This window comes from Solimonas sp. SE-A11, from assembly GCF_030345715.1.
GTDB lineage: Bacteria > Pseudomonadota > Gammaproteobacteria > Nevskiales > Nevskiaceae > Solimonas_A.
Genome location: NZ_JAUASX010000008.1, coordinates 154,515 through 174,837, shown reverse-complemented (window position 1 = coordinate 174,837; position 20,323 = coordinate 154,515). Strand labels below are relative to the sequence as shown.

The following is a 20,323-nucleotide window of genomic DNA, read 5'->3' as shown; positions in this document are numbered from 1 at the left end:
TCAACCTAACCGTTCGCCCTGAGCCTGTCGAAGGGTGAACGCGACCCTCCAACCAAACCCACGCAGAAATACGGAACTCCGTTAGGAACCCCGCACCCACAAGCGCAAAATATCCCCATGAGCCCAGGTGCACCTCGGGCTACAGGCGCAGGGCTCCGCGCCGACTCAGATCATCCGGCAGACAACCAAGTAGGGCTCTGCTCACGCATCCGCGAAAGGGTCCTGGGATGGTCTGTCTCTTTGACAAGTTAGAGGTACTGCCCGCCGGGCCTGCAAGGGCCCGGTGCGGCAGGTTATTTCCCCAGGGAATAAAAAAAGCGCCGGGAAGACCGGCGCCAAGTACACCCCACTCTTGGACAGTGGATTCTTCAGAAAAGCTCAATCGCTCCCGCCTGCATGGACTGCTGGGCCACCGGCTTGTGCACCGGCTGGCGCCAGTTCTCGCTGGCGGCGGCGGCCGGGGCCGGCTGGCCGGTGCCCTCGGACTGGATCGATTCGATGCGACGCAGGTGGCGTTCGGCCGAGCCCAGCGCCTGCGTCACGATGTCTTCGAACTGCAGGCAGCGCACGGCCTGGCCTACCGACTGTGCAATATGCTCTTGTGAGGCCGAAACCTCGCGGATGCCGGCGGTCAGGCTGCCGTTGACCTCCTCCACCTGGCGCAGCAGGCGCCCGGCCTCGTCGCGCGCATCGGCGCTGGCGCTCATGTCGCGCGAGGCCATCTCGCCGACGGTCTCACGGACCTTGGCCACCGCGTCCCGCGAACTGGAGACCAGCTTGCGGATCTGTTCGTTGAAGCTGGTAGAGCGCTCGGAGAGATTGCGCACCTCCTCGGCCACCACCGCGAAACCGCGGCCCGCCTCTCCGGCACGCGCCGCCTCGATGGCCGCGTTCAGGGCCAACAGGTTGGTCTGGTCGGCAATGGTCTTGACGTCGCCCAGCAGGTCGAAGATCGCGTCGAGGTGCTTCACCATCTCGTCGATCTGGCCGGCACTGGCGGCGCTCTGGCGGCTGGCCTGGGCAAGTGACTCCACCAGGTTGTTCATCAACGTGCCGGCGGAGCCGGTGAAGTGGCGCACGCCGCCACCCTCCTGCTCGCCGTTGCGGCTCAGGATGCGGCCGACCGCGCTGGCCTGCACCTGCGCCTGGCGGTTCATCTCCTCGAAGCTGCCGCCGAGCTGGCGCGTGGCCTCGGTGACCAGTTGGCGCACCCGGCCGATCTCCTGCTGCATGCCCTGCATCTCGCCGCCCATGCCGCGGCGCAGTTCCGCCAGCAGCTGGCGCTGCGATTCGCCCGATGCCTGCAGCGCCTTCAGCTCGGCCTGCGCCGCCTGGCGCTCGCGCCAGAACTCGCGGCCGGCCCAGGCCCAGCCGCCGGCCATCAGCAGCAGGCTGGCGACGTCGGCCACCGCCGGCAACGAGGCCAGCAGGGCTGCAATGTGCACGGCGGTCAGGACCAGTGCGGGGAAGAGTGTCTTGTTCAGGTTCATGGGGCGATCCTGTGGTTCATTGGGTCCAGGCAAGCAACTGCCCGGCTATACGGTCCAGAGGCAAGACCTGTTCCGTGGCCTGGAGGCGCACGGCGGAGCCGGGCATTCCCCAGACCACGCTGCTGGCCTCGTCCTGTACCAGGGTGTGGGCGCCGGCCTTGCGCAGTTCCAGCATGCCGCGGGCGCCGTCGTCGCCCATCCCGGTGAGGATGGCGGCCACGGCGTTGCCGCCGGCGTTCTTGGCGACCGAGCGGAACAGCACGTCCACGCTCGGACGGTGACGGTTCTCCGGCGCCGCGTCGGTGAGCCGGCAGACATAGCGGGCGCCGTCGCGTACCACCGTCAGGTGGCGGCCGCCGGGGGCGATGTAGGCATGCCCGGGCACGATCAGTTGGCCGTCGGCAGCCTCGCAGACCGACATCGCGGAGCTGCGGTTCATGCGCTCCGCAAAGGGCGCGCTGAAGGCGGCGGGAATGTGCTGGGTGATGACGATCGCCGGGGCGTCCGGCGGCATCTGCTCCAGCACTACCTTGATCGCCTCGGTGCCGCCGGTGGAGGCGCCGATGGCAATCAGCCGCTCGGTCGTGCGGAACGGCGTGCTACGCCGCGCCGGGACCACCGCTGCGGGACGGGCGCCCGCCGGGCCCCGCGGGCGGGCCCGGGCCACGGCCTTGAGCTTGGTACGCAGTTCGTCGGCGTATTCGTGCAGGCCGTGAGAGACGTCGATCTTGGGCTTGGTGACGAAGTCCACCGCCCCCAGTTCCAGGGCCTGCAGCGTGATCTCGGCGCCACGCTCGGTCAGCGAGGACACCATCAGCACCGGCAGCGGGTGCAGGCGCATCAGGTTTTCCAGGAACGTGAGGCCGTCCATGCGCGGCATTTCCACATCCAGTGTCAGAACGTCGGGCTTGAGCTGCTTGATCTTGTCGCGTGCCACGTAGGGATCGCAGGCGGTGCCCACCACCTCGATCTCGGGATCGCCGGACAGGATCTCGCTCATCAGGCTGCGTACCAGCGCGGAGTCGTCCACCACCAGGGTCCGGATACGGTTCATTCGAACAACTCCACGGAACCGCCCTTGGGCTCCTGGCGCAAGCGGCTGAAGTAGCGCGTCTCGTCCGCCGCCACCTGGCCGCGCTCGAAGGCCGGCAGCTTGCGCAGCATCACGCGGCCGCTGCGCGGGAAGTAGTGGACGTGGCGCGGGCAGTTGTCGAGCAGGTCCTGCGACAGCACCGGGATGCTCTCGCGCTCCAGGTATTCCAGCACGAAGGCGGCGTTGCGTTCACCCACCTTGTTGTACTGAAAGCTCGGCAGCATGGCCCCGCCACCGAACACCTTGGCCTCCAGGCGGCCGCGCGCGGCGCCGTGCTTGAGCAGTTCGTTGATCAGCATTTCCATGGCATAGCCGCCGTAGCGCGCCGACTCGCTGGCAGCACCGCCGGTCTCGCTGTCGGGCAGCATGAAGTGGTTCATGCCGCCGACACCGGTCAGCGGGTCGCGGATGCAGGCCGACACGCAGGAGCCCAGAAGGGTGGTCAGGATGCAGTCCTGGGTGGTCACGACGAACTCACCGGGCAGCACCTTGACCACTTGCGCGCTGTAGCGCGGATCGTAGTAGGGCACGGCCGCCTCGGAGACGGTGCTGCGGGCTCTTCGCATCGCATACATCAGTTACCGGCCTTTGCGCGCCGGTATACCGTGCGCCCGCAGGGCGACACGACGTCGGCGGCGTGGAAGAAGCTCTCCGAATGGCCGGCGAAGAACAGTCCGTCCGGCGTGAGCAGGGGCGCCATCCGCGCCAGCAGGAGATGCTGGGTCGGCTTGTCGAAGTAGATCATCACGTTGCGGCAGAAGATGGCCTCGAAGGGGCCACGCATCGGCCAGTGCTCCGTCAGCAGGTTCAGCGGACGGAAGCTCACCAGGCGCCGCAGCGGCTCGGTCACGCGGCAGTAGCCTTCCATCGCGCCCGTGCCACGGCGGAAGAAGCGCTGGCGGCGTGCCTCGTCGAGACGCTCGATGCGCTCCAGCGGGTAGACCCCGCGCTCGGCAGTGGCCAGCACCTGTGTGTCGATATCGGTGGCTAGAATGCGCACCGGCGGATCGTCACGGCCGAAAGCCTCGATCGCGGTCATCGCCATCGAATACGGCTCCTCGCCGGTGGACGAGGCCGAGCACCACAGCCGCAGCGTCGCTCCTCGCGGCTGTGAGCGCAGATGCTCCGCCAGGATTTCGAAGTGATGGGGCTCACGGAAGAAGGCCGTCAGGTTGGTGGTCAACGCGTTGGTGAACGCCTCCCACTCGGGGTCGGAAGGGTCGTCCAGGCGCGACAGGTATTCGCCGAAGGAATCCAGGCGCAGCGCCCGCAGGCGCCGCACCAGGCGGCTGTAGACCATGTCGCGCTTGGCAGGCGCCAGCGAGATGCCGGCGCGGGCGTGGATCAGCGAGCGAACGCGCTCGAAGTCGCTGCGCGCAAAGGCGAACTCGCGGCTCTCAGCGACGGTCATCGGCACCTCTCCCCTTTACGTTCTCACCCGTGAGCCGCGCCAGCACCGGCCGCAGCGGGCACTGGCCGCGGGGCTCCACCGGCAGCACGCAGCCGGCTTCGCTCAGGGCCAGGCCCCAGTTGGCCAGCAGGCGCAGCCAGGGGCCCGGCTCGGACATCACGGCTTCCGCTTGGATTGCGATCGACATGGCGGCTCTCCGTGGTCCGGTCGCTTAGAACTCGGTCCACTGCTCGTCGTGACGCTCGCCGGCGCCGTTGCCGCGGGACACCGCCGCCGCGGGGCGGCGGGGCGCCGGGGCGGCAGGCCGCGTGGCCGGACGGGCCGGTGCCGGCTTGGCGACCGGGCGGGCGGGAGCGGCAACTGCCACCACTCCGAACCCGGTGGCCTGTTCGTCCAGGCGGAAGCGGCTGACCGAGGTGGCCAGGCCTCCGGCCTGCTCTTCCAGCGAGCGGGCGGCGGCGGTAGCCTCCTCCACGAGCGCGGCGTTCTGCTGGGTCACCTCGTCCATCTGCGTGATGGTCTGGTTGATCTGCTCGATACCCTGGCTCTGTTCCTGCGAAGCAGCGGTGATCTCCGACATGATGTCGGTCACCCGCTTCACGCTGGTGACGATCTCGTCCATGGTCTTGCCGGCCTGCTCGACCAGCTTGGAGCCGTTGCCGACCTTCTCGACCGAGTCGCCGATCAGGCTCTTGATCTCCTTGGCGGCACCGGCGGAGCGTTGCGCCAGACTGCGCACCTCGGCTGCCACCACCGCGAAGCCGCGGCCCTGTTCGCCGGCGCGGGCGGCCTCCACCGCGGCGTTCAGCGCCAGGATGTTGGTCTGGAAGGCGATGCCATCGATGACGCTGATGATGTCGACGATCTTCTTGGACGATTCGTTGATCGCCGCCATCGTCGTCACCACTTCACTGACCACCTGCCCGCCCTTGACGGCGATGTCGCTGGCACCGATCGCCAGCTGGTTGGCCTGCTTGGCGTTTTCGGCGTTCTGCTTCACGGTGGAGGTCAGCTCCTCCATGCTGGAGGCGGTCTCCTCCAGGCTCGCGGCCTGCTGCTCGGTGCGGGCCGACAGGTCGGTGTTGCCGGCGCTGATCTCGCGCGAGGCGATGTTGATGGTGTCGGTGGCGCCCTTGATCTGGCTGACGATGGCGGTCAACTGCTCCACGGTCTTGTTGGCGTCGTCCTTGAGCTGGCCGAAGGTGCCCTTGTAGTCGGCGGTGATGGTCTCGGTGAGGTCCCCTTTGGCCAGCGCGGCCAGCACCCGGACTACCTCGTTGAGCCCGACCTCGCTGGTCTGCAGCAGCTGGTTGATGTTCTCGGCCAGCATCTTGAAGAAGCCGTCCTTGCCCTCCAGCGCCACGCGGCGGGTGAAATCGCCGTTGGCGGCGGCGCCGACGATATCGGCCACCTCGTTCTCCACCGCCACTTCAGTGGTGCGGTTGGCCCACTCCACCACCGTTCCCAGGCGCTCCCCCTTGTCGTTGATGATGGGGCTGGCGATCAGGCCGAAGGTGAGGCCTGACACCTTGATCTGGGTACGGTATGAGCTACGCAGGTTGGACAGCATGCCCTGCTGGTGGGCCGGGTTCTTGTGGAACACGTCGATGCTGGCACCCATCAGGCGGCGCGCATCAAAATGCGGCAGGGCCTTGCGCAACTCGCTCTCGGCCTTGAGCAGCATGTCGCTGACGGCCGCGTTCATGTAGACAATCTCGCGATCGTTGTTGGCGATCATCACGTTGCCGGACACGTTGTCCAGCGCGTTCTTGATGCGCAGGTTCTCATTGGCCAGCTTGCGCTCTTCCTCGCGTGCCGTGACGATGCCGTCGAGCATGGAGTTGACGCCCTCGCAGAGCGAGCGGATCTGGCCGGCCTTACCCTCCATCGGGATGCGGCGCGACAGGTCTCCTTGCTTGGCGGCCGAGACGACCCCCTGGGTCTGCTCCACCGAGGTCTGCAGGGCTTGCGCGGCGTGGATCTGGGCCGTGATATCGGTGGCGTACTTGACCACCTTGAAGGGCTTGCCGTTGAGATCGAGGATCGGGTTGTAGCTGGCCTGCAGCCAGATCTCGCGGCTGTTCTTGCCGAATCGCTTGTACTGGCCTGCATCGTACTCGCCGCGGCCCAGCTTCTCCCAGAACACCCGGTACTCGACGCTTTCGCGATAGTCCGGGTCCACGAACATGCGGTGATGCTGGCCGAACACCTCTTCCTGGGTGTAGCCCACGGTCTTGAGGAAGTTCTCGTTGGCCGAGATGATCTTGCCTTCCAGCGTGAATTCGATGACAGCCTGTGCCTTGCTCAGTGCTGCGAGCTGTCCGGCGAAATCAGCGGTCTGCTGCTTCTGGGCGGTGATGTCACTGGCGTACTTGACCACCTTGAAGGGCTTGCCCCTGCTGTCGAAGATCGGGTTGTAACTGGCCTGGATCCAGATCTCGCGGCCGCCCTTGGCGACGCGCTTGTACTGCCCGGAATCGTACTCGCCACGCTCCAGCTTGTCCCAGAACATGCGGTACTCGAGGCTCTGGCGGCAGGCTGCATCGACGAACATGGAGTGATGCTGGCCTCGGACCTCCTCCAGCGCATAGCCAGTTGCCAAGAGAAAATTCTCGTTGGCGTTCAGGATATGACCGTCGAGGGAGAACTCGATGACGGCTTGCGACTTGCTGATGGCGGCGAGCTGGCCGCGCAGGTCGGCCATGTCGCGGGCAGCGACCGCCGAGGAGGCGGGCTTCCGGGCGGCGGGGGCGGCACGACGCGACTTGGACGTCGGCTTGGCCGTGGACTTGGCAGCGGGTTTGGCGGATTTGGCTTTCATGGGGTTGTCCTTGCGGCGGGGGTTCAGTGCACGGCGGCGCTGTCCATCAGCGCCATGTCTTCGCTGCTCATCAGCTTCTCGATGTCGATCAGGATCAGCATCCGCTGCTCCAGCGCACCGATGCCGGTGATGAACTTGGTATTGATGCCGGCCCCGAACTCCGGGGCGGGCCTGATCTGCTCGGCGGCGAGCTGCATCACGTCGGAGACGCCATCGACCACCACGCCGACGATGCGCCGGGCGACGTTGAGGATGATCATCACCGTGAACTCGTTGTAGTCGGCGCGCTCGAGGCTGAATTTCAGCCGCAGATCAATGACCGGCACGATGGTGCCGCGAAGGTTGATCACGCCCTTGATGAAGGACGGCGCGTTGGGCACCTTGGTGACGGTGTCATACCCGCGGATCTCCTGCACCTTGAGGATGTCGACGCCGTATTCCTCGGTGCCAAGCGTGAACGTCAGGAACTCGTTGGGAATCTCGTCGAGCGGGCCGGTGGCCGGCCGGGATTCCGGATGATGGGTCGTGGGTGCGGTCATGGTTTCTTCCTGTTTCAGGCCGCTGCGGCGCGGGCATAGCCCCGCACCAGTTCGGCGACGTCGAGAATCAGCGCGACACGGCCATCGCCGAGGATCGTGGCCCCGGAGATGCCGCCGACGCGGCGGTAATTGGCTTCCAGCGACTTGATCACCACCTGCTGCTGGCCGACGAGTTCGTCGACCTGGGCGGCGACCTTGCGGCCCTCCGACTCCAGCAGCACCAGGATGCCGGCCTCCGGCTCGGGGGCATCGGTGCGTATATTGAACAGCTCGTGCAGCGGTGCCAGCGGCAGGTATTCGTTGCGCACCTTGACCACCCGCGCGCCGGCGGACAGGGTGCGTACCTGGCCCGACTGCGGCTGCAGCGACTCGACCACGCAGTTCAGCGGCACGATGAAGACATCGTCGCCGACACGCACCGACATGCCGTCGAGGATCGCCAGCGTCAGCGGCAGGCGGATGGTGACGCAGGTGCCCTTGCCGGGGTTGGTGGAAATCTCGATCTGGCCGCTCAGGGCCTGCACGTTCTTCTTGACCACGTCCATGCCGACGCCGCGGCCGGAGACGTCGGTGACCTGCTCGGCGGTGGAGAAGCCGGGTGCGAAAATCAGCTGCCAGACATCGGCGTCGGCCGGGTTGGCCGGCACCGGGATGCCGCGCTCGGCGGCCTTGGCCAGGATGCGCTCGCGATCCAGGCCACGACCGTCATCGGCCACCTCGATGACGATATGGCCGCCCTGGTGGGCGGCCCGCAGCGTGATGGTGCCCGTGGCATCCTTGCCGGCAGCCAGGCGCTGCTCGGCATTCTCCAGGCCATGGTCCAGGGAGTTGCGCACCAGGTGCGTCAGCGGATCGGCGATGCGCTCGATCACGCCCTTGTCCAGCTCGGTACCCTCGCCCACGGTCTCCAGGCGGATCTGCTTGCCGAGCTTGGTGGAGAGGTCCCGGACCATCCGCGGGAAGCGGCTGAACACCGCATCCACCGGCAGCATGCGGGTGGCCATTACCGCCTCCTGCAGCATGCGGGTGTTGCGATCCAGCAGGGACAGGCCCTGCAGGAGTTTCTCGTTCTGCACCGGATCGAGGTTGCCGGCGATCTGCTGCAGCATGGCCTGGGTGATGACGAGCTCACCCACCAGGTTGATCAGGGCATCGATCTTCTCGGTGCCCACCCGGATGCTGCTGGCGTCGCCGGAGCGGCGCTCCTGCGCTGGTTCACGGCCGCCCTCCACGACCCGCAGCGCCGGCTTGACGGTAGCCGCAGGCGTTTCAGGCTCGGCGGCGGCCTTGACCTGGACCGCTGGCACCAAGGGCTCGACATGCAGCTCGCACTCATCCTCGACCCAGGCGAAGACGTCACGGACCGCGCCCTCGTCGCAGTCACCGCGCAGCTCCACGGTCCAGGACAGATAACAGGTCTCCGGGGTAGCGTCGGCCAGGATCGGCAGGGCCTCGCTGTCGCAAGCGATATGAGCCTCGCCCAGGCGGTCGAGCTCGCGCAGGATGCGCAGGGGATCGTTGCCGCTGGCGAAGATGTCGGACTTTGGCAGGAAGCGGATCTTCCAGCCGGCAGCCGCCGATGCGGCAGCCACCACCGCTATTGCAGCGGGTCTCATCTCCAGCGTCTGCTCCAGCTCGGCGCTGAGGCGGGCCACCGCGTCCACGTCCGCGGCATCGCCGCCGTCGGCGGCGCGCAGCATGGCGCGGGTCAGGTCCACCGAACGCAGCAGCAGATCCACGTCCGGCTGGGTGACCTGGCGCTGCCCCGAGCGCACGCGCTCCAGCAGGGTTTCCAGCAGGTGGGTGAAGCTGGCCACGGCGGTGAAGCCGAAGGTGCCAGCGCCACCCTTGATCGAGTGGGCAGAACGAAAAATGAGATTGATCGTCTCGACATCGGCCTGTCCGACGTCCAGCCGCAGCAAGGCGGCCTCCATCGCGTCGAGACCTTCGGCGCTCTCATCGAAGAACGTCCGGTGGAACCGGCTCAGGTCGATGTTGGACATCAGCTCAGAACGCGCTGGATGGTGGCGACGAGCTGCTCCGGGTTGAAGGGCTTGACCAGCCAGCCGGTCGCGCCGGCCGCCTTGCCCTCCTGCTTCTTCTCCGGGGTGGACTCGGTGGTCAGCATCAGCAGCGGCGTGAACTTGTAGTCCGCCATGCCGCGCAGCGCGCGCACCAGCGACAGGCCATCCATGTTCGGCATGTTGACGTCGGCCAGCACCAGGGAGAATTTCTCCTTCTGTGCGAGCGCCAGCGCGGCAAGGCCGTCCTCGGCCTCCGCCACGTCGTAGCCGGCGGATTTCAGCGTGAAGCTGACCATCTGCCGCATGGAGGTGGAATCGTCCACGGCGAGAATCCGGCTCATGCTTACTGCCTCGCGATCTGCAGAAGGGTGGTAACGCCCAGCAGCGCGGCGGCGCTGCGCAAGGCTTCGGTGGGATGGCGCCAATGGGTTTCGCGGCCGGCGGCGCGACGGTCCTGGCAGAACATGCAGAACAACTGCAGCGCGGCGGTGTGGATGCGCGCGACGTCCTGCGCGTCGAGGGTCACCGCGCCGGGGTGGTCGACCTGCGACAGCAGGTCCTGGTACAGGCTGGCGGCGACGTCGATGCCGAGCTCGGCGGGCAGGGAGATCGAGGTCCCGGCCGATGAGGCTGACGGGTTTCCGGTATTGGGTTCGGACATGGATGCACTCCGGTGAGCGGACGAGGGGGTAGGTGCAAGTCCCGTTCCCCGCACGGCCTGCCGGCTTTCCGGCGATTTGCCCGGCTCAAGTCCGGGGACGAACGGCAGCCGCGGAAGAACGAACGGCGCCACTGGGGCGCCGTTCGGGGAGTGCAGCAAGGGCGACTAGGCCAGCAGTGGCAGGTCCGCCAGCAGGCGGGCAGGATCGAGCAGCGTCAACAGTTCGCCGGAGCGCGAGACCATGCCGCGGATGCCGGCCTCGGCCTGGCCGCCGCCGGTTGCCGGTGCCGGCTTGATGGCGCCGTCGGACAGCTTGCGTACGTCGGCCACGCGGTCCACGCAGAGCCCCAGGGACTCGCTGCCGTGGTCCACCACGATGATACGGGTCTGGGCATCAGCCTCCGGCTCGAAGCCGAAGTGCCGGCGCAGGTCCACCACGGTGACGACGCTGCCGCGCAGGTTGATCACGCCCAGCACCAGCAGCGTGGTGCCCGGCACCGGCTCGATGCAGGTATCGGCCAGCACCTCCTGCACCGCGGAGATCGGCAGGCCATAGACCTGGCCGGACATCTCGAAACAGACCCAGCGGCTCAGCACCTGGTCATCGCGTCGCGCTCCGCTCATGCTCCCGACTCCTGTTTGACCCGCTCCAGCGTGCCCTCCGGTACCACCACCGTGCCGGTCTTGCGCAGGGCCTGATCACCCAGCTCCGGCGCCGGCTGGCTCTCGTCGGCCAGCACCACGATGACCACGCGGCGATTGCGGTTGCGGCCCTCGGCCTGGCTGTTGTCACCCACCGGGTGATACTGGCCGAAGCCGGCCACGGTCATGCGCCGGGGATCCACGCCCTCGCGCATGAACAGGTGCACCACGCTGGCCGCACGCGCCGCCGACAGCTCCCAATTGGAGGGAAAGGTCGGCGTGTTGATCGGAATGTCGTCGGTATGGCCTTCGATGCGCAGCGGGTTGCCGAAGGGCTGGAGGATGCCGGCCAGGCGCGACAGCACCGGCCAGGCGGTTTCCGCGACACCCGCGGAGCCGCTGGAGAACAGGATGTCGGTGCGGATCTCGATCTCCAGCCAGAAATCGGTGCGCTTGACCACCACCAGGTCGCGGCTGATCAGGTCGCCCAGTGCCTTCTCCACCGCCGCGGCCATGCGCTGCAGGTGCTCGCGGGCCTGCGCTTCGCCCGCGCTCGGGGCGCCTGGGGCACGCGGCGGCTGCACGAAGCGGTTGCGCATGGCGGGGTCCTCGCCGCCGACGGCATTGGCCTTCTCGGCGCCACGCGGCGGCATCACCTGGATGCGGCTCTGCTCGTCGCCGCGCTGCTGGGTGCCCATCTGGATCGGCTTCATCGAACGCGGCGGACCGCCGAAGGCCTCGCTCAGGGCGTCGGCCAGCACGCGGTACTTGCCCTCGTTGACCGAGGATACGGCATACATCACCACGAACAGCGCCAACAGCAGCGTCACCAGATCGCCGTAGGGGATGGCCCAGGCTTCGTGGTTGAGATGGTCTTCATGTTTATGCTTGCGGGCCATGAATCAGTGCTCCGCACTGACGGGAATGGGCAATCGGGAATCGGGAATCGTCAAAGACGGACCCGCTTCCACGATCCCCGATTCCCGATTCCCGATTCCCGCGTTCAATGCAGATACCCCTTCAACTTCGATTCGATATTCCGCGGGTTCTCACCCTGCGAAATCGAGATCAGGCCCTCGATGATCATCTCGCGCACGCGCGTCTGGTCGGCGATCACCGCCTTGAGCTTGGACGCCATCGGTAGGAAGAACAGGTTGGCGAAGGCGATGCCGTAGATCGTGGCGATGAAGGCCGCGGCGATGCCGGGGCCGAGCTTGCTCGGATCGGCCAGGTTCTTCATGACCGACATCAGGCCCAGCACGGCGCCGATGATGCCCAGGGTCGGGCAGTAGATGCCCATGCCCTCGAAGACCTTGGCGCCCTGGGTGTCGAAATGCTCCTTGCTGGACAGCTCCACCTCCAGGATGTTGCGGATGGCGTCCGGCTCGGCGCCGTCCACCAGCATCTGCAAGCCCTTCTTGATGAAGCTGTCGCTCTCGCCCTCCACCACCCCTTCCAGTGCCAGCAGGCCCTGCTTGCGGGCGATGCCGCTCCAGTCGACGATGCGACCGATCAGCGCCTCCGGGTCCTGCTGCGGCGGCTTGAACACCCAGCGCACGATCTTCATGGCGTGCTTGAACACCGCCCCGGGCGTCTGGATGAAGATGGATGCCAGCGTGCCCAGGATGACGATGACGAAGGCGGCCGCACCGAACAGCGAGGAGACACCGCTGCCCTTGAGGATGCTGCCGCCAACGATGGCGACGAAGGCGAGTACCACGCCGATGGCTGAGAGCTTATCCATGCCCGTTTTCCAGGTTTGATGGCCGTGGGGCGGCCGTTTGTGCGGAGATCAGCGATTGACGATAGGCCTGCACCAGGCCGCTCAGGTCCAGGATCAGCGCCACCTGCCCGTCGGGCATCACGGTGGCGCCGGCCACGCCGCTGAGGCCGCGCAGCGAGGCGCCCAGCGGCTTGATGACCACTTCCTCGCGGCCCCGCACCTCGCTGACGACGAAGCCGTAGCGTTCCTCATCCACCGTGACCACGGCGACATGGCGCGGGGCGTCGCTGGCGGCAGCCTGCAGCCAGGGGTCCAGGTAGACCAGGCGCAGCGGCTCGTTGCGGACCATCACCACGTCCCAGCGATCCAGCTTGCGCACCTTGGTCTCGTCCAGCACGAACACATCGCGCACCGGGCTCAGCGGCAACGCGTAGCGACGGCCGCCGGCGTGGACCATCAGCGCCGACAGGATCGCCAGCGTCAGCGGCACGCGAATGCGGAAGCAGGTACCCTGCCCCACCTTGGATTCGATGACGACGTGGCCGTTGAGCTCGCGGATGCGCGAGCGGACCACGTCCATGCCGACGCCGCGGCCGGAAAGGTCGGAAATCTGCTCTTTGGTGGAAAAGCCCGGCAGGAAGATCAGGTCCAGGCATTCCTCCGGCGTCATCTGCTGCGCCGCGGCGGGATCGACCAGGCCCTTCTGCACGGCCTTCTGGCGCAGCCGGTCAGGGTCGATACCGGCACCGTCGTCGCGCACCGTGATCAGGATATGGTCTCCCTGCTGCTGCGCCGCCAGCATCAGGCGGCCCGCCGCCGGCTTGCCGGCGCGCTGGCGCACGTCCGGCAGCTCGATGCCGTGGTCCACGCTGTTGCGCACCATGTGCACCAGCGGATCGGCCAGGGCCTCGACCAGGTTCTTGTCCAGGTCGGTGTCCTCGCCCTGCAGCTCCACCTCGATCTGCTTGCCCAGGCCACGGGCGACGTCGCGCGCCAGCTTGGGGAAGCGCGAGAACACGCGCTTGATCGGCTGCATGCGGATCTGCATGACCGCGCCCTGCAGCGATCGGGTGATGAAGTCCAGCTCGGCCACCGCCCGCGACACCGGGTCGGAGGAGGAGCGCTGCTGCAGCGACTTCAGGCGGTTGCGCACCAGTACCAGCTCACCGACCAGGTTCATCATGCGGTCCAGCTTCTGCGTGTCGACACGGACCTGGGTCTCGGCGGGTTCTTTCTTGCTCCCCTCGCCCGCTTGCGGGAGAGGGGCGGGGGGAGAGGGCGCTGTAGAGCTTGCCTGTGAGGAGCCGCCGACATTTACAGAAACCCTCTCCCCCTCCCCTCTCCCGCAAGCGGGCGAGGGGTGTTCAACCGCAGGCACAGCAGCTACTACCGCAGGCGCCTTGCCCTGCAACTGGTCCAGCAGCGCCTCGAATTCGTCGTCGGTGATCATGTCCCTAGCCGGCGCGGCCGCCGGGGCCACGGGCGCGGCCACCACCATCTGCGGTGCCGGCGCGGCGGCGCAGGCCGCCAGCGTGCGCAGGGCATCGACCAGGTCTTCCGGTGCGGCCCGCAGGGCTTCGTCCTTGGCGACGCTGTCCAGCATCAGCTGCACCTGGTCCAGCGACTGCAGCAGGCAGTCCATCATGGTGCTGTCGAGCTTTACCTGGCCGCTGCGCAGGCCGTTGCAGACGTCCTCGGTGACGTGGCACAGCTCCACCAGGGGATGCAGCTCCAGGAAGCCTGCACCACCCTTGACGGTGTGGAAGGCCCGGAACACCGCATTCAGTAGTTCGGGATCGTCCGGGGATTTCTCCAGGTCGATCAGCTGCTCGGACAGGCGCTGCACCAGCTCACCCGCCTCCTGCAGGAAGTCACGCTTGATATCGTCGTCGACGCCAGTGCCCATGGTCAGAACCCCAGGCTCGCGAGCAGGTCGTCGGCGTCCTGCTGGCTGTGGCCGGTGCCCGGCATGGCCGGGCCCTCCAGGCCGCGCGGCGCCACCGGCTTCATCGCTGCGGTGGATGGACGGGTGCCGGCGGCGCGCAGCAGGTCCAGCAGCGCCTGCTCGACGCTGCGCACCAGGCCGATCACGCGCTTGATGGTCTGCCCGGCGATGTCCTGGTACTCCTGCGCCTGGGCCAGCTCGGTGAGCTGGTGACGCAGCTTCTCGGTATCGTCCAGGATCGTCTGGCGTGCCGGGGACTTCGGCAGGGCCGTGGCATGGGTCAGGATGTCGGCGGCCAGCACGCGGCTGCTGTCGACCAGGTCCAGCGTGCGGTGGGCCGCCTGCTCGGTGACCTGCACGACATAGTCCAGGCGGCCGCAGGCGTCGGGAATGCCGCTGCCGGCCAGGTCCGACAGGCGCGAGTCCAGCCCCAGTTCACCGAGGGCGCGGTGCAGCTCGCGCGTCAGGCGCGCCAGGTGCACGAACAGGCCCTCCTCGCGGGCACGCAGCAGCTCGGCCAGGCCGGTCTCCACTGCGGCATCGTCGCCGGATTCGACCGCTGCCAGCAGCTTGCGCAGGCCGGAGGCCAGGCGCAGGCGCTCGTCTGAGGCCACCGCGGCGTTCATTACGCCGCCTCCGCCGCGCGCTGGAAGATCTTGTCGATCTTCTCCTTGAGCGTCACCGCGGTGAAGGGCTTGATGATGTAGCCGTTCACACCGGCCTTGGCGGCCTCGATGATCTGGTCGCGCTGGGCCTCGGCGGTCACCATCAGCACCGGCAGCTTGGCCAGACGGGCGTCGGCGCGGATGTTCTTGAGCAGGTCGATGCCGGTCATGCCCGGCATATTCCAGTCGGTGACGACGAACTCGAAGTCCCCAGCCTGCAGCAGCGGCCAGGCACTCTTGCCGTCGTCGGCCTCGGTGGTGTTGGTGTAGCCCAGGTCCGCCAGCAGGTTCTTGACGATGCGGCGCATGGTCGAGAAGTCATCGACGATCAGTATTTTCATGTTCGGATTCATGGGGGTGTGTGCTCCGGTATTGCTTGTTCTTGGATCAGGCCTTGGCGGTCCATTCAGCCAGTCGCGAGCGCAGGCGCAGCAGCGCCTGTCCGTGGATCTGGCAGACGCGCGATTCGCTCACGTCGAGCACCGCGCCGATTTCCTTCAGGTTCAGTTCGTCGTCGTAGTACAGCGACATGACCAGGCGCTCGCGCTCCGGCATGCCGGCAATGGCGGTGGCCAGGGCGCCGCGGAATTCCTCGCGCTGCAGCAGGTCGGAGGGACCGTCGCCGGGGTCGGCGTAGTCCATCGCCTCGCCGTCATCCTCGTCGCGCTGGGCATCGAGGCTGATGACCTGGCAGCGGGCAGCGTCCTGCACGATCTCGTGGTACTCGGACAGCGGCAGGTTCAGGCGATCCGCCACTTCCTTGTCGCGGGCCTCGCGGCCGGTGGCCTGTTCGATCTGGCGGATCGCGTCGCTGACCTCGCGCTGGCGGCGATGCACCGAGCGCGGTGCCCAGTCGGTATGGCGCAGCTCATCGAGCATGGCGCCGCGGATGCGGATGCCGGCGTAGGTTTCGAAGGAGGCACCACGCTCGCCGCTGTAATGGCGCGCGGCCTCCAGCAGGCCGATCACACCAGCCTGGATCAGGTCATCCAGATCCACGTGCGACGGCAGGCGTGCCGCCAGATGCAGGGCGATGCGCCGCACAAGGCCGGCATGCGTCTGCATCAGCTGAGCCTCGTCGGCGGGCGGCAGCGGCCGCAGCTGGGCGTTCACGCCGGCACTCCGGCGGGGCGAAGCTGGGAGACCAGCCGCTCCACGAAGAATTCCAGGTTGCCGCGGGCGCCCTCGGGGCGTCCCCAGCCCTCGATCTTGCGCGCCAGCGTCTTGAAGGCATGGCTGGAGGGGCAGTTCGGGTAGGCGTCCACCACGGAGCGCTGGCGCCGCACCGCACGGCGCAACCAGTCGTCGGCGGGCACCATGCCCATGAAGTCCAGGGTCACGTCGAGGAAGCGCTCGGCCACCCGGCGCAGGTTGTCGAACAGTTCACGCGCCTCGTTGCCGCTGGCGACCATGTTGGCCAGCACGTGCACGCGCTTCACGCCGTGGTCGCGGTTCAGCACCTTGATCAGGGCGTAGGCGTCGGTCAGGGAGGACGGATCGTTGGTGACCACCACCACCACCTCCTGCGACGCCTGGCTGAAGGTGATGACGCTGTCGGCGATGCCGGCGGCAGTGTCCACGATCAGCACGTCCAGCGGGCGCTTGAGCTCGCTGAAGGCATGCACCAGCCCGGCGTTCTCCACCGGCGTCAGCTCCGCCATGCGGCGCTTGCCGGAAGACGCCGGGATCACCATCAGCCCGGCAGGGCCATTGAGGATGGTGTCTTCCAGCGAGCAGACGCCCTCGATGACGTGCGAGAGGTTGTGGGTGGGCTGCAGGCCGAGCAGCACATCGACATTGGCCAGGCCCAGGTCGCCGTCGAGCAGCATCACCTGCTTGCCCTCGGCGGCCAGCGCCACGGCGAGATTCACCGAGACGTTGGTCTTGCCGACGCCGCCCTTGCCACTGGTGACCGCGATCACCTGCACCGGCCGCGGCTGGCGCAGGCGCTGCAGGCCCGAGGCCTGATGTTCAGGAACCGGCATTGAGGACTCCGTACTGCAGTGCGAGCGTGCCGTCCTGCGGCAGCGCGGGGTTCTGGCGGGTGAGCTGCATGGCGCGCAGCACCAGCTGGTCGGGGCGGGCCAGGTGCAGGTCTTCCGGCACGCGCTGGCCGTCGGCGATATAGCCCACGGGCAGGCGGTGGCGGATGGCCACCGACAGGGCGCCACCGATACGGGTGGCTTCGTCGAGCTTGGTCAGGATCAGGCCTTCCGGCTTGGCCGGCTTGAAGCGGCGCACGATCTCTTCCAGGTCGCCGGCCTGCTGGGTGGCGCTGAGCGTCAGCAGCACGCGCATCGGGCTGCGGCTGCCGTGCAGTTCGGCGAACTGCGCCTGCAGCTGCTGGTCACGCGGCGACAGGCCGGCGGTATCCACCAGCACCAGCTTGCGATCGGACAGGCGGAACAGGGTGCGGGCCAGTTCCTCGCCGTTGGCGGCGGTGTGTACCGGCACGCCGAGCAGGCGGCCGTAGGTGAAAAGCTGCTCCTGGGCGCCGACACGGTAGTGGTCGGTGGTGACCAGGGCGATGTCGCGCACGCCGTGACGCTCGGCGTAGCGCGCGGCGAGCTTGGCGATGGTGGTGGTCTTGCCGACACCGGTAGGACCCACCAGCGCGAAGATACCGCCGTCGAGGATAAAGTCCTTCTTGACCGCCGGGATGCGGCGCGACAGCAGGCCCAGCGGCAGGAAGCGGGCCCGCTCGCCGTCAGCCTGGGCCGGCATCTCGTCGAGGATGGAGCGGACCAGTTCGGGATCGATGCCGATGTTGGCCAGGGCGCGCAGGGCGCCCATGCGCTCCGGCTGCTGCTCGTGCAAGTCCTTCCACCTGAGGCTGGCGAACTGCTGTTCCATCATGCGGCGCACACCGCCAATCTCGCGGCGCAGCTGCTGAAGTTCCGGCGCGGCGACCGGGGTCAGCGGCGCGGTCGGGCGCGGGGTAACCGGGGCCGGCGGGGGAACCGCCGCGGCGGCGCGGCGCGGGGCCGGTTGCGGGGCGGGCGCGGCGACCGGCGGCGCTGCCACCGGCTCGGCGATGACCGGAGCCACGCGCTGCGCCTGCTGCATCAACGCGGCGTCGTAGTCCACCGCAGCGACCACCTCGACCCCGCCGTCGATACGGCGGTTCGACAGGATCACCGCGTCGGGTCCTTGTTCCTCGCGCACCAGCCGGATGGCTTCGCGCATGTTCTTCGCCAGGAATCTTTTGATCTTCATGTCATCGCTTCGTTAGAAAGCAACCGCTCCTGCAATCCGGATCTGCTTGCTGTCCGGGACCTCGTCATAGGCCAGCACGTGCAGCCCCGGTATCGTTTGCCTCGTGAACCGCGCCAGCAGGGGCCTCAACCCCGGGGGTACCAGCAGCACCGCCGGCTGACCGCTCGCTTCCTGCTTCCTGGCGCTGTCCGCAATGGAGCGGTGCATGCGTTCGGCAAGACCGGGCTCGATCACCGCACCGCCGTTGCGCAGGGAGTCCTGCAACACCTGTTCCAGTGGCGGCGCCAGCGTCAGCACCGGCAGCTCGGCGTCCATGCCATTGATTTCCTGAACGATCTGGCGGCCCAGCGCGACACGTACGGCGGATGCCAGGGCGACGGGTTCCTGACTGCGCGGCGCGGCCTCGGCCAGCGCCTCGGCGATCACGCGCAGGTTGCGCACCGGCACGCGCTCGGCCAGCAGCTGCTGCAGCACCTTGGCGAACAGGCCCAGCGGCAGCAGCTTGGGCACCAGGTCTTCGGCCAGCTTCGGCGCGCTGCGGGCGAGCTGCGTCAGCAGCTGCTGCGCCTCGTCATGGCCGAGCAGCTCGGCGGCGTGGTTCTTGATCAGCGTGGACAGGTGCGTGGCGACGACCGTCGAGGCGTCCACCACGGTGTAGCCCAGGGTCTGGGCGTGGTCGCGGGCGCCGCGCTCGATCCACTGCGCCTCCATGCCGAAGGCCGGGTCCTTGCCGGGAATGCCTTCGATGGTGCCGAACACGCGGCCCGGGTTCAGCGCCATGTCCTTGTCGGGGTAGACCTGGCCGGTGGCCAGCGGCACGCCGTGCAGCGTGATGCGATAGCCGCCGGGTGGCAGCTCCAGGTTGTCGCGGATGTGGACCGGCGGCACCAGGAAGCCCAGCTCCTGCGTGAGCTTCTTGCGCACGCCCTTGAGGCGCGCCATCAGCTCGCCGCCCTGGCGGGCATCCACCATGGGGATCAGCCGGAAGCCCACTTCCAGGCCCAGCACGTCCTCCGGCGCCACGTCCTCCCAGGACAGCTCGGCCGGCTTGGCCGGGGCCGCCTCGGCCGGGACCGGCGCTTCCAGCGCCTTCTGCTTGCGCTTGGACAGCAGCCAGGCCATGCCGCCGCAGGCGGCTGCCAGGGTCAGGAACATCAGGTTGGGCATGCCGGGCACGATGCCGATCAGGCCCAGCATGGCGGCCGCAATGCCCAGCACCCTGGGCTCGCCAAAGACCTGCTTGGTGACCATCTGCGTCATGTCGGTGGCGCGCGACATGCGCGTTACCAGCACCGCCACCGCCACCGACAGCAGCAGCGCCGGAATCTGCGCCACCAGGCCGTCGCCGATGGTCAGCAGGGTGTAGGTCTTCAGCGCCTCGCCCACCGGCATGCCGTGTTCGATGCTGCCGATCAGGATGCCGCCGACGATGTTGATGAACAGGATCAGGATGCCGGCGATGGCGTCGCCACGGACGAACTTGCTGGCGCCGTCCATGGAGCCGTAGAAGTCGGCCTCCTCGCGCACCTCATTGCGGCGCTCCTTGGCCTCCTCGCGGGTCAGCACGCCGGCGTTGAGGTCGGCGTCGATCGCCATCTGCTTGCCCGGCAGGGCGTCCAGCACGAAGCGGGCGGAAACCTCGGAGACGCGCTCGGCGCCCTTGGTGACGACCATGAAGTTGATGATGGTCAGGATCGCGAAGACGATGAAGCCGACCATGTAGTGGCCGCCGATCACGAACTCGCCAAAGGCCGCGATCACCTGGCCGGCGGCATGCGGGCCCTCGTGGCCGTGCATCAGCACCACGCGGGTGGAGGCCACGTTCAGCGCCAGGCGCATCAGGGTGACGAACAGCAGCACGGTCGGGAAGGAGCTGAACTCCATCGGCCGCATGACATAGATCACCGCCAGCAGGATGACCATCGACAACGTGATGTTCAGCGAGAACATCACGTCGAGCACCACCGGCGCCAGCGGCACCACCATCATCCCCAGGATCACCAGCAGCAGCACCGGCGCGGCGATGCCGCTGCGCTCGATGCCGCGCAGGCGGGCCAGGATGGATTTCAGATCAAGGTTCATGACCCCCTGGG

The 20,323-nt window shown here is 67.7% G+C and carries 20 protein-coding genes; all 20 read right to left on the bottom strand.

Translation table 11 applies throughout. The annotated features are described in order from the left end of the window. Positions 1-368 precede the first annotated feature (368 nt). The 20 genes from QT386_RS11340 to flhA all read right to left on the bottom strand — a co-directional run bounded on the left by QT386_RS11340 (position 369) and on the right by flhA (position 20,312). Complete coding sequence (locus tag QT386_RS11340; protein ID WP_289273879.1) at positions 369-1,490, bottom strand: methyl-accepting chemotaxis protein; 1,122 nt, start codon at positions 1,488-1,490, stop codon at positions 369-371. A gap of 16 nt (positions 1,491-1,506) precedes the next feature. After that, positions 1,507-2,544, bottom strand: a complete 1,038-nt coding sequence (locus QT386_RS11335) for a chemotaxis response regulator protein-glutamate methylesterase (protein ID WP_289273878.1) — start codon at positions 2,542-2,544, stop codon at positions 1,507-1,509. Next, positions 2,541-3,149 carry a chemoreceptor glutamine deamidase CheD gene (cheD, locus tag QT386_RS11330; RefSeq protein ID WP_289273877.1) on the bottom strand — a complete coding sequence of 203 codons (609 nt, stop codon included), beginning with the start codon at positions 3,147-3,149 and terminating at the stop codon, positions 2,541-2,543. The genes QT386_RS11335 and cheD overlap by 4 nt, the downstream gene beginning before the upstream one ends. Positions 3,150-3,157: 8 nt before the next feature. Further along, positions 3,158-3,994, bottom strand: coding sequence for a CheR family methyltransferase (locus QT386_RS11325; RefSeq protein ID WP_289273876.1), 837 nt, complete (start codon positions 3,992-3,994; stop codon positions 3,158-3,160). Then, on the bottom strand, positions 3,981-4,181 hold the full coding sequence (locus QT386_RS11320; RefSeq protein ID WP_289273875.1) for a hypothetical protein: 201 nt from the start codon (positions 4,179-4,181) through the stop codon (positions 3,981-3,983). The genes QT386_RS11325 and QT386_RS11320 overlap by 14 nt, the downstream gene beginning before the upstream one ends. A 24-nt stretch (positions 4,182-4,205) precedes the next feature. Next, positions 4,206-6,815: a methyl-accepting chemotaxis protein gene (locus QT386_RS11315; RefSeq protein ID WP_289273874.1), complete on the bottom strand. Its 2,610-nt coding sequence runs from the start codon at positions 6,813-6,815 to the stop codon at positions 4,206-4,208. A gap of 23 nt (positions 6,816-6,838) precedes the next feature. Then, a complete protein-coding gene (locus QT386_RS11310) occupies positions 6,839-7,354 on the bottom strand; it encodes a chemotaxis protein CheW (protein ID WP_289273873.1) in 516 nt (171 codons plus the stop codon). 14 nt (positions 7,355-7,368) lie between these two features. Continuing rightward, the gene (locus QT386_RS11305; protein ID WP_289273872.1) at positions 7,369-9,357 is read right to left on the bottom strand and encodes a chemotaxis protein CheA; all 1,989 of its coding nucleotides are present in this window, start codon (positions 9,355-9,357) and stop codon (positions 7,369-7,371) included. Continuing rightward, positions 9,357-9,719, bottom strand: a complete 363-nt coding sequence (locus QT386_RS11300) for a response regulator (RefSeq protein ID WP_289273871.1) — start codon at positions 9,717-9,719, stop codon at positions 9,357-9,359. The genes QT386_RS11305 and QT386_RS11300 overlap by 1 nt, the downstream gene beginning before the upstream one ends. A gap of 2 nt (positions 9,720-9,721) precedes the next feature. After that, positions 9,722-10,039, bottom strand: a complete 318-nt coding sequence (locus QT386_RS11295) for a lipid asymmetry maintenance protein MlaB (RefSeq protein ID WP_289273870.1) — start codon at positions 10,037-10,039, stop codon at positions 9,722-9,724. Between the two features lie 165 nt (positions 10,040-10,204). Continuing rightward, entirely contained in the window at positions 10,205-10,663 is a 459-nt protein-coding gene (locus QT386_RS11290) for a chemotaxis protein CheW (RefSeq protein WP_289273869.1), read from the bottom strand. Next, positions 10,660-11,580 carry a flagellar motor protein MotD gene (motD, locus tag QT386_RS11285; RefSeq protein ID WP_289273868.1) on the bottom strand — a complete coding sequence of 307 codons (921 nt, stop codon included), beginning with the start codon at positions 11,578-11,580 and terminating at the stop codon, positions 10,660-10,662. The genes QT386_RS11290 and motD overlap by 4 nt, the downstream gene beginning before the upstream one ends. Before the next feature lie 104 nt (positions 11,581-11,684). Further along, positions 11,685-12,425, bottom strand: a complete 741-nt coding sequence (locus tag QT386_RS11280; RefSeq protein WP_289273867.1) for a flagellar motor protein — start codon at positions 12,423-12,425, stop codon at positions 11,685-11,687. Next, entirely contained in the window at positions 12,418-14,310 is a 1,893-nt protein-coding gene (locus QT386_RS11275; RefSeq protein ID WP_289273866.1) for a chemotaxis protein CheA, read from the bottom strand. The genes QT386_RS11280 and QT386_RS11275 overlap by 8 nt, the downstream gene beginning before the upstream one ends. Positions 14,311-14,312: 2 nt before the next feature. Next, positions 14,313-14,975, bottom strand: a complete 663-nt coding sequence (locus QT386_RS11270) for a protein phosphatase CheZ (protein ID WP_289273865.1) — start codon at positions 14,973-14,975, stop codon at positions 14,313-14,315. Then, positions 14,975-15,367 carry a chemotaxis response regulator CheY gene (locus QT386_RS11265; RefSeq protein WP_289273864.1) on the bottom strand — a complete coding sequence of 131 codons (393 nt, stop codon included), beginning with the start codon at positions 15,365-15,367 and terminating at the stop codon, positions 14,975-14,977. The genes QT386_RS11270 and QT386_RS11265 overlap by 1 nt, the downstream gene beginning before the upstream one ends. Positions 15,368-15,401: 34 nt before the next feature. Beyond that, complete coding sequence (locus QT386_RS11260) at positions 15,402-16,127, bottom strand: RNA polymerase sigma factor FliA (protein WP_289273863.1); 726 nt, start codon at positions 16,125-16,127, stop codon at positions 15,402-15,404. Continuing rightward, positions 16,124-16,999, bottom strand: coding sequence for a MinD/ParA family protein (locus QT386_RS11255; RefSeq protein WP_289273862.1), 876 nt, complete (start codon positions 16,997-16,999; stop codon positions 16,124-16,126). Before QT386_RS11255 ends, QT386_RS11260 begins: the two co-directional genes overlap by 4 nt. Then, positions 16,986-18,230, bottom strand: a complete 1,245-nt coding sequence (gene flhF / locus QT386_RS11250) for a flagellar biosynthesis protein FlhF (protein ID WP_289273861.1) — start codon at positions 18,228-18,230, stop codon at positions 16,986-16,988. Before flhF ends, QT386_RS11255 begins: the two co-directional genes overlap by 14 nt. A gap of 12 nt (positions 18,231-18,242) precedes the next feature. Further along, the gene (gene flhA, locus QT386_RS11245) at positions 18,243-20,312 is read right to left on the bottom strand and encodes a flagellar biosynthesis protein FlhA (RefSeq protein ID WP_289273860.1); all 2,070 of its coding nucleotides are present in this window, start codon (positions 20,310-20,312) and stop codon (positions 18,243-18,245) included. Positions 20,313-20,323 lie beyond the last annotated feature (11 nt).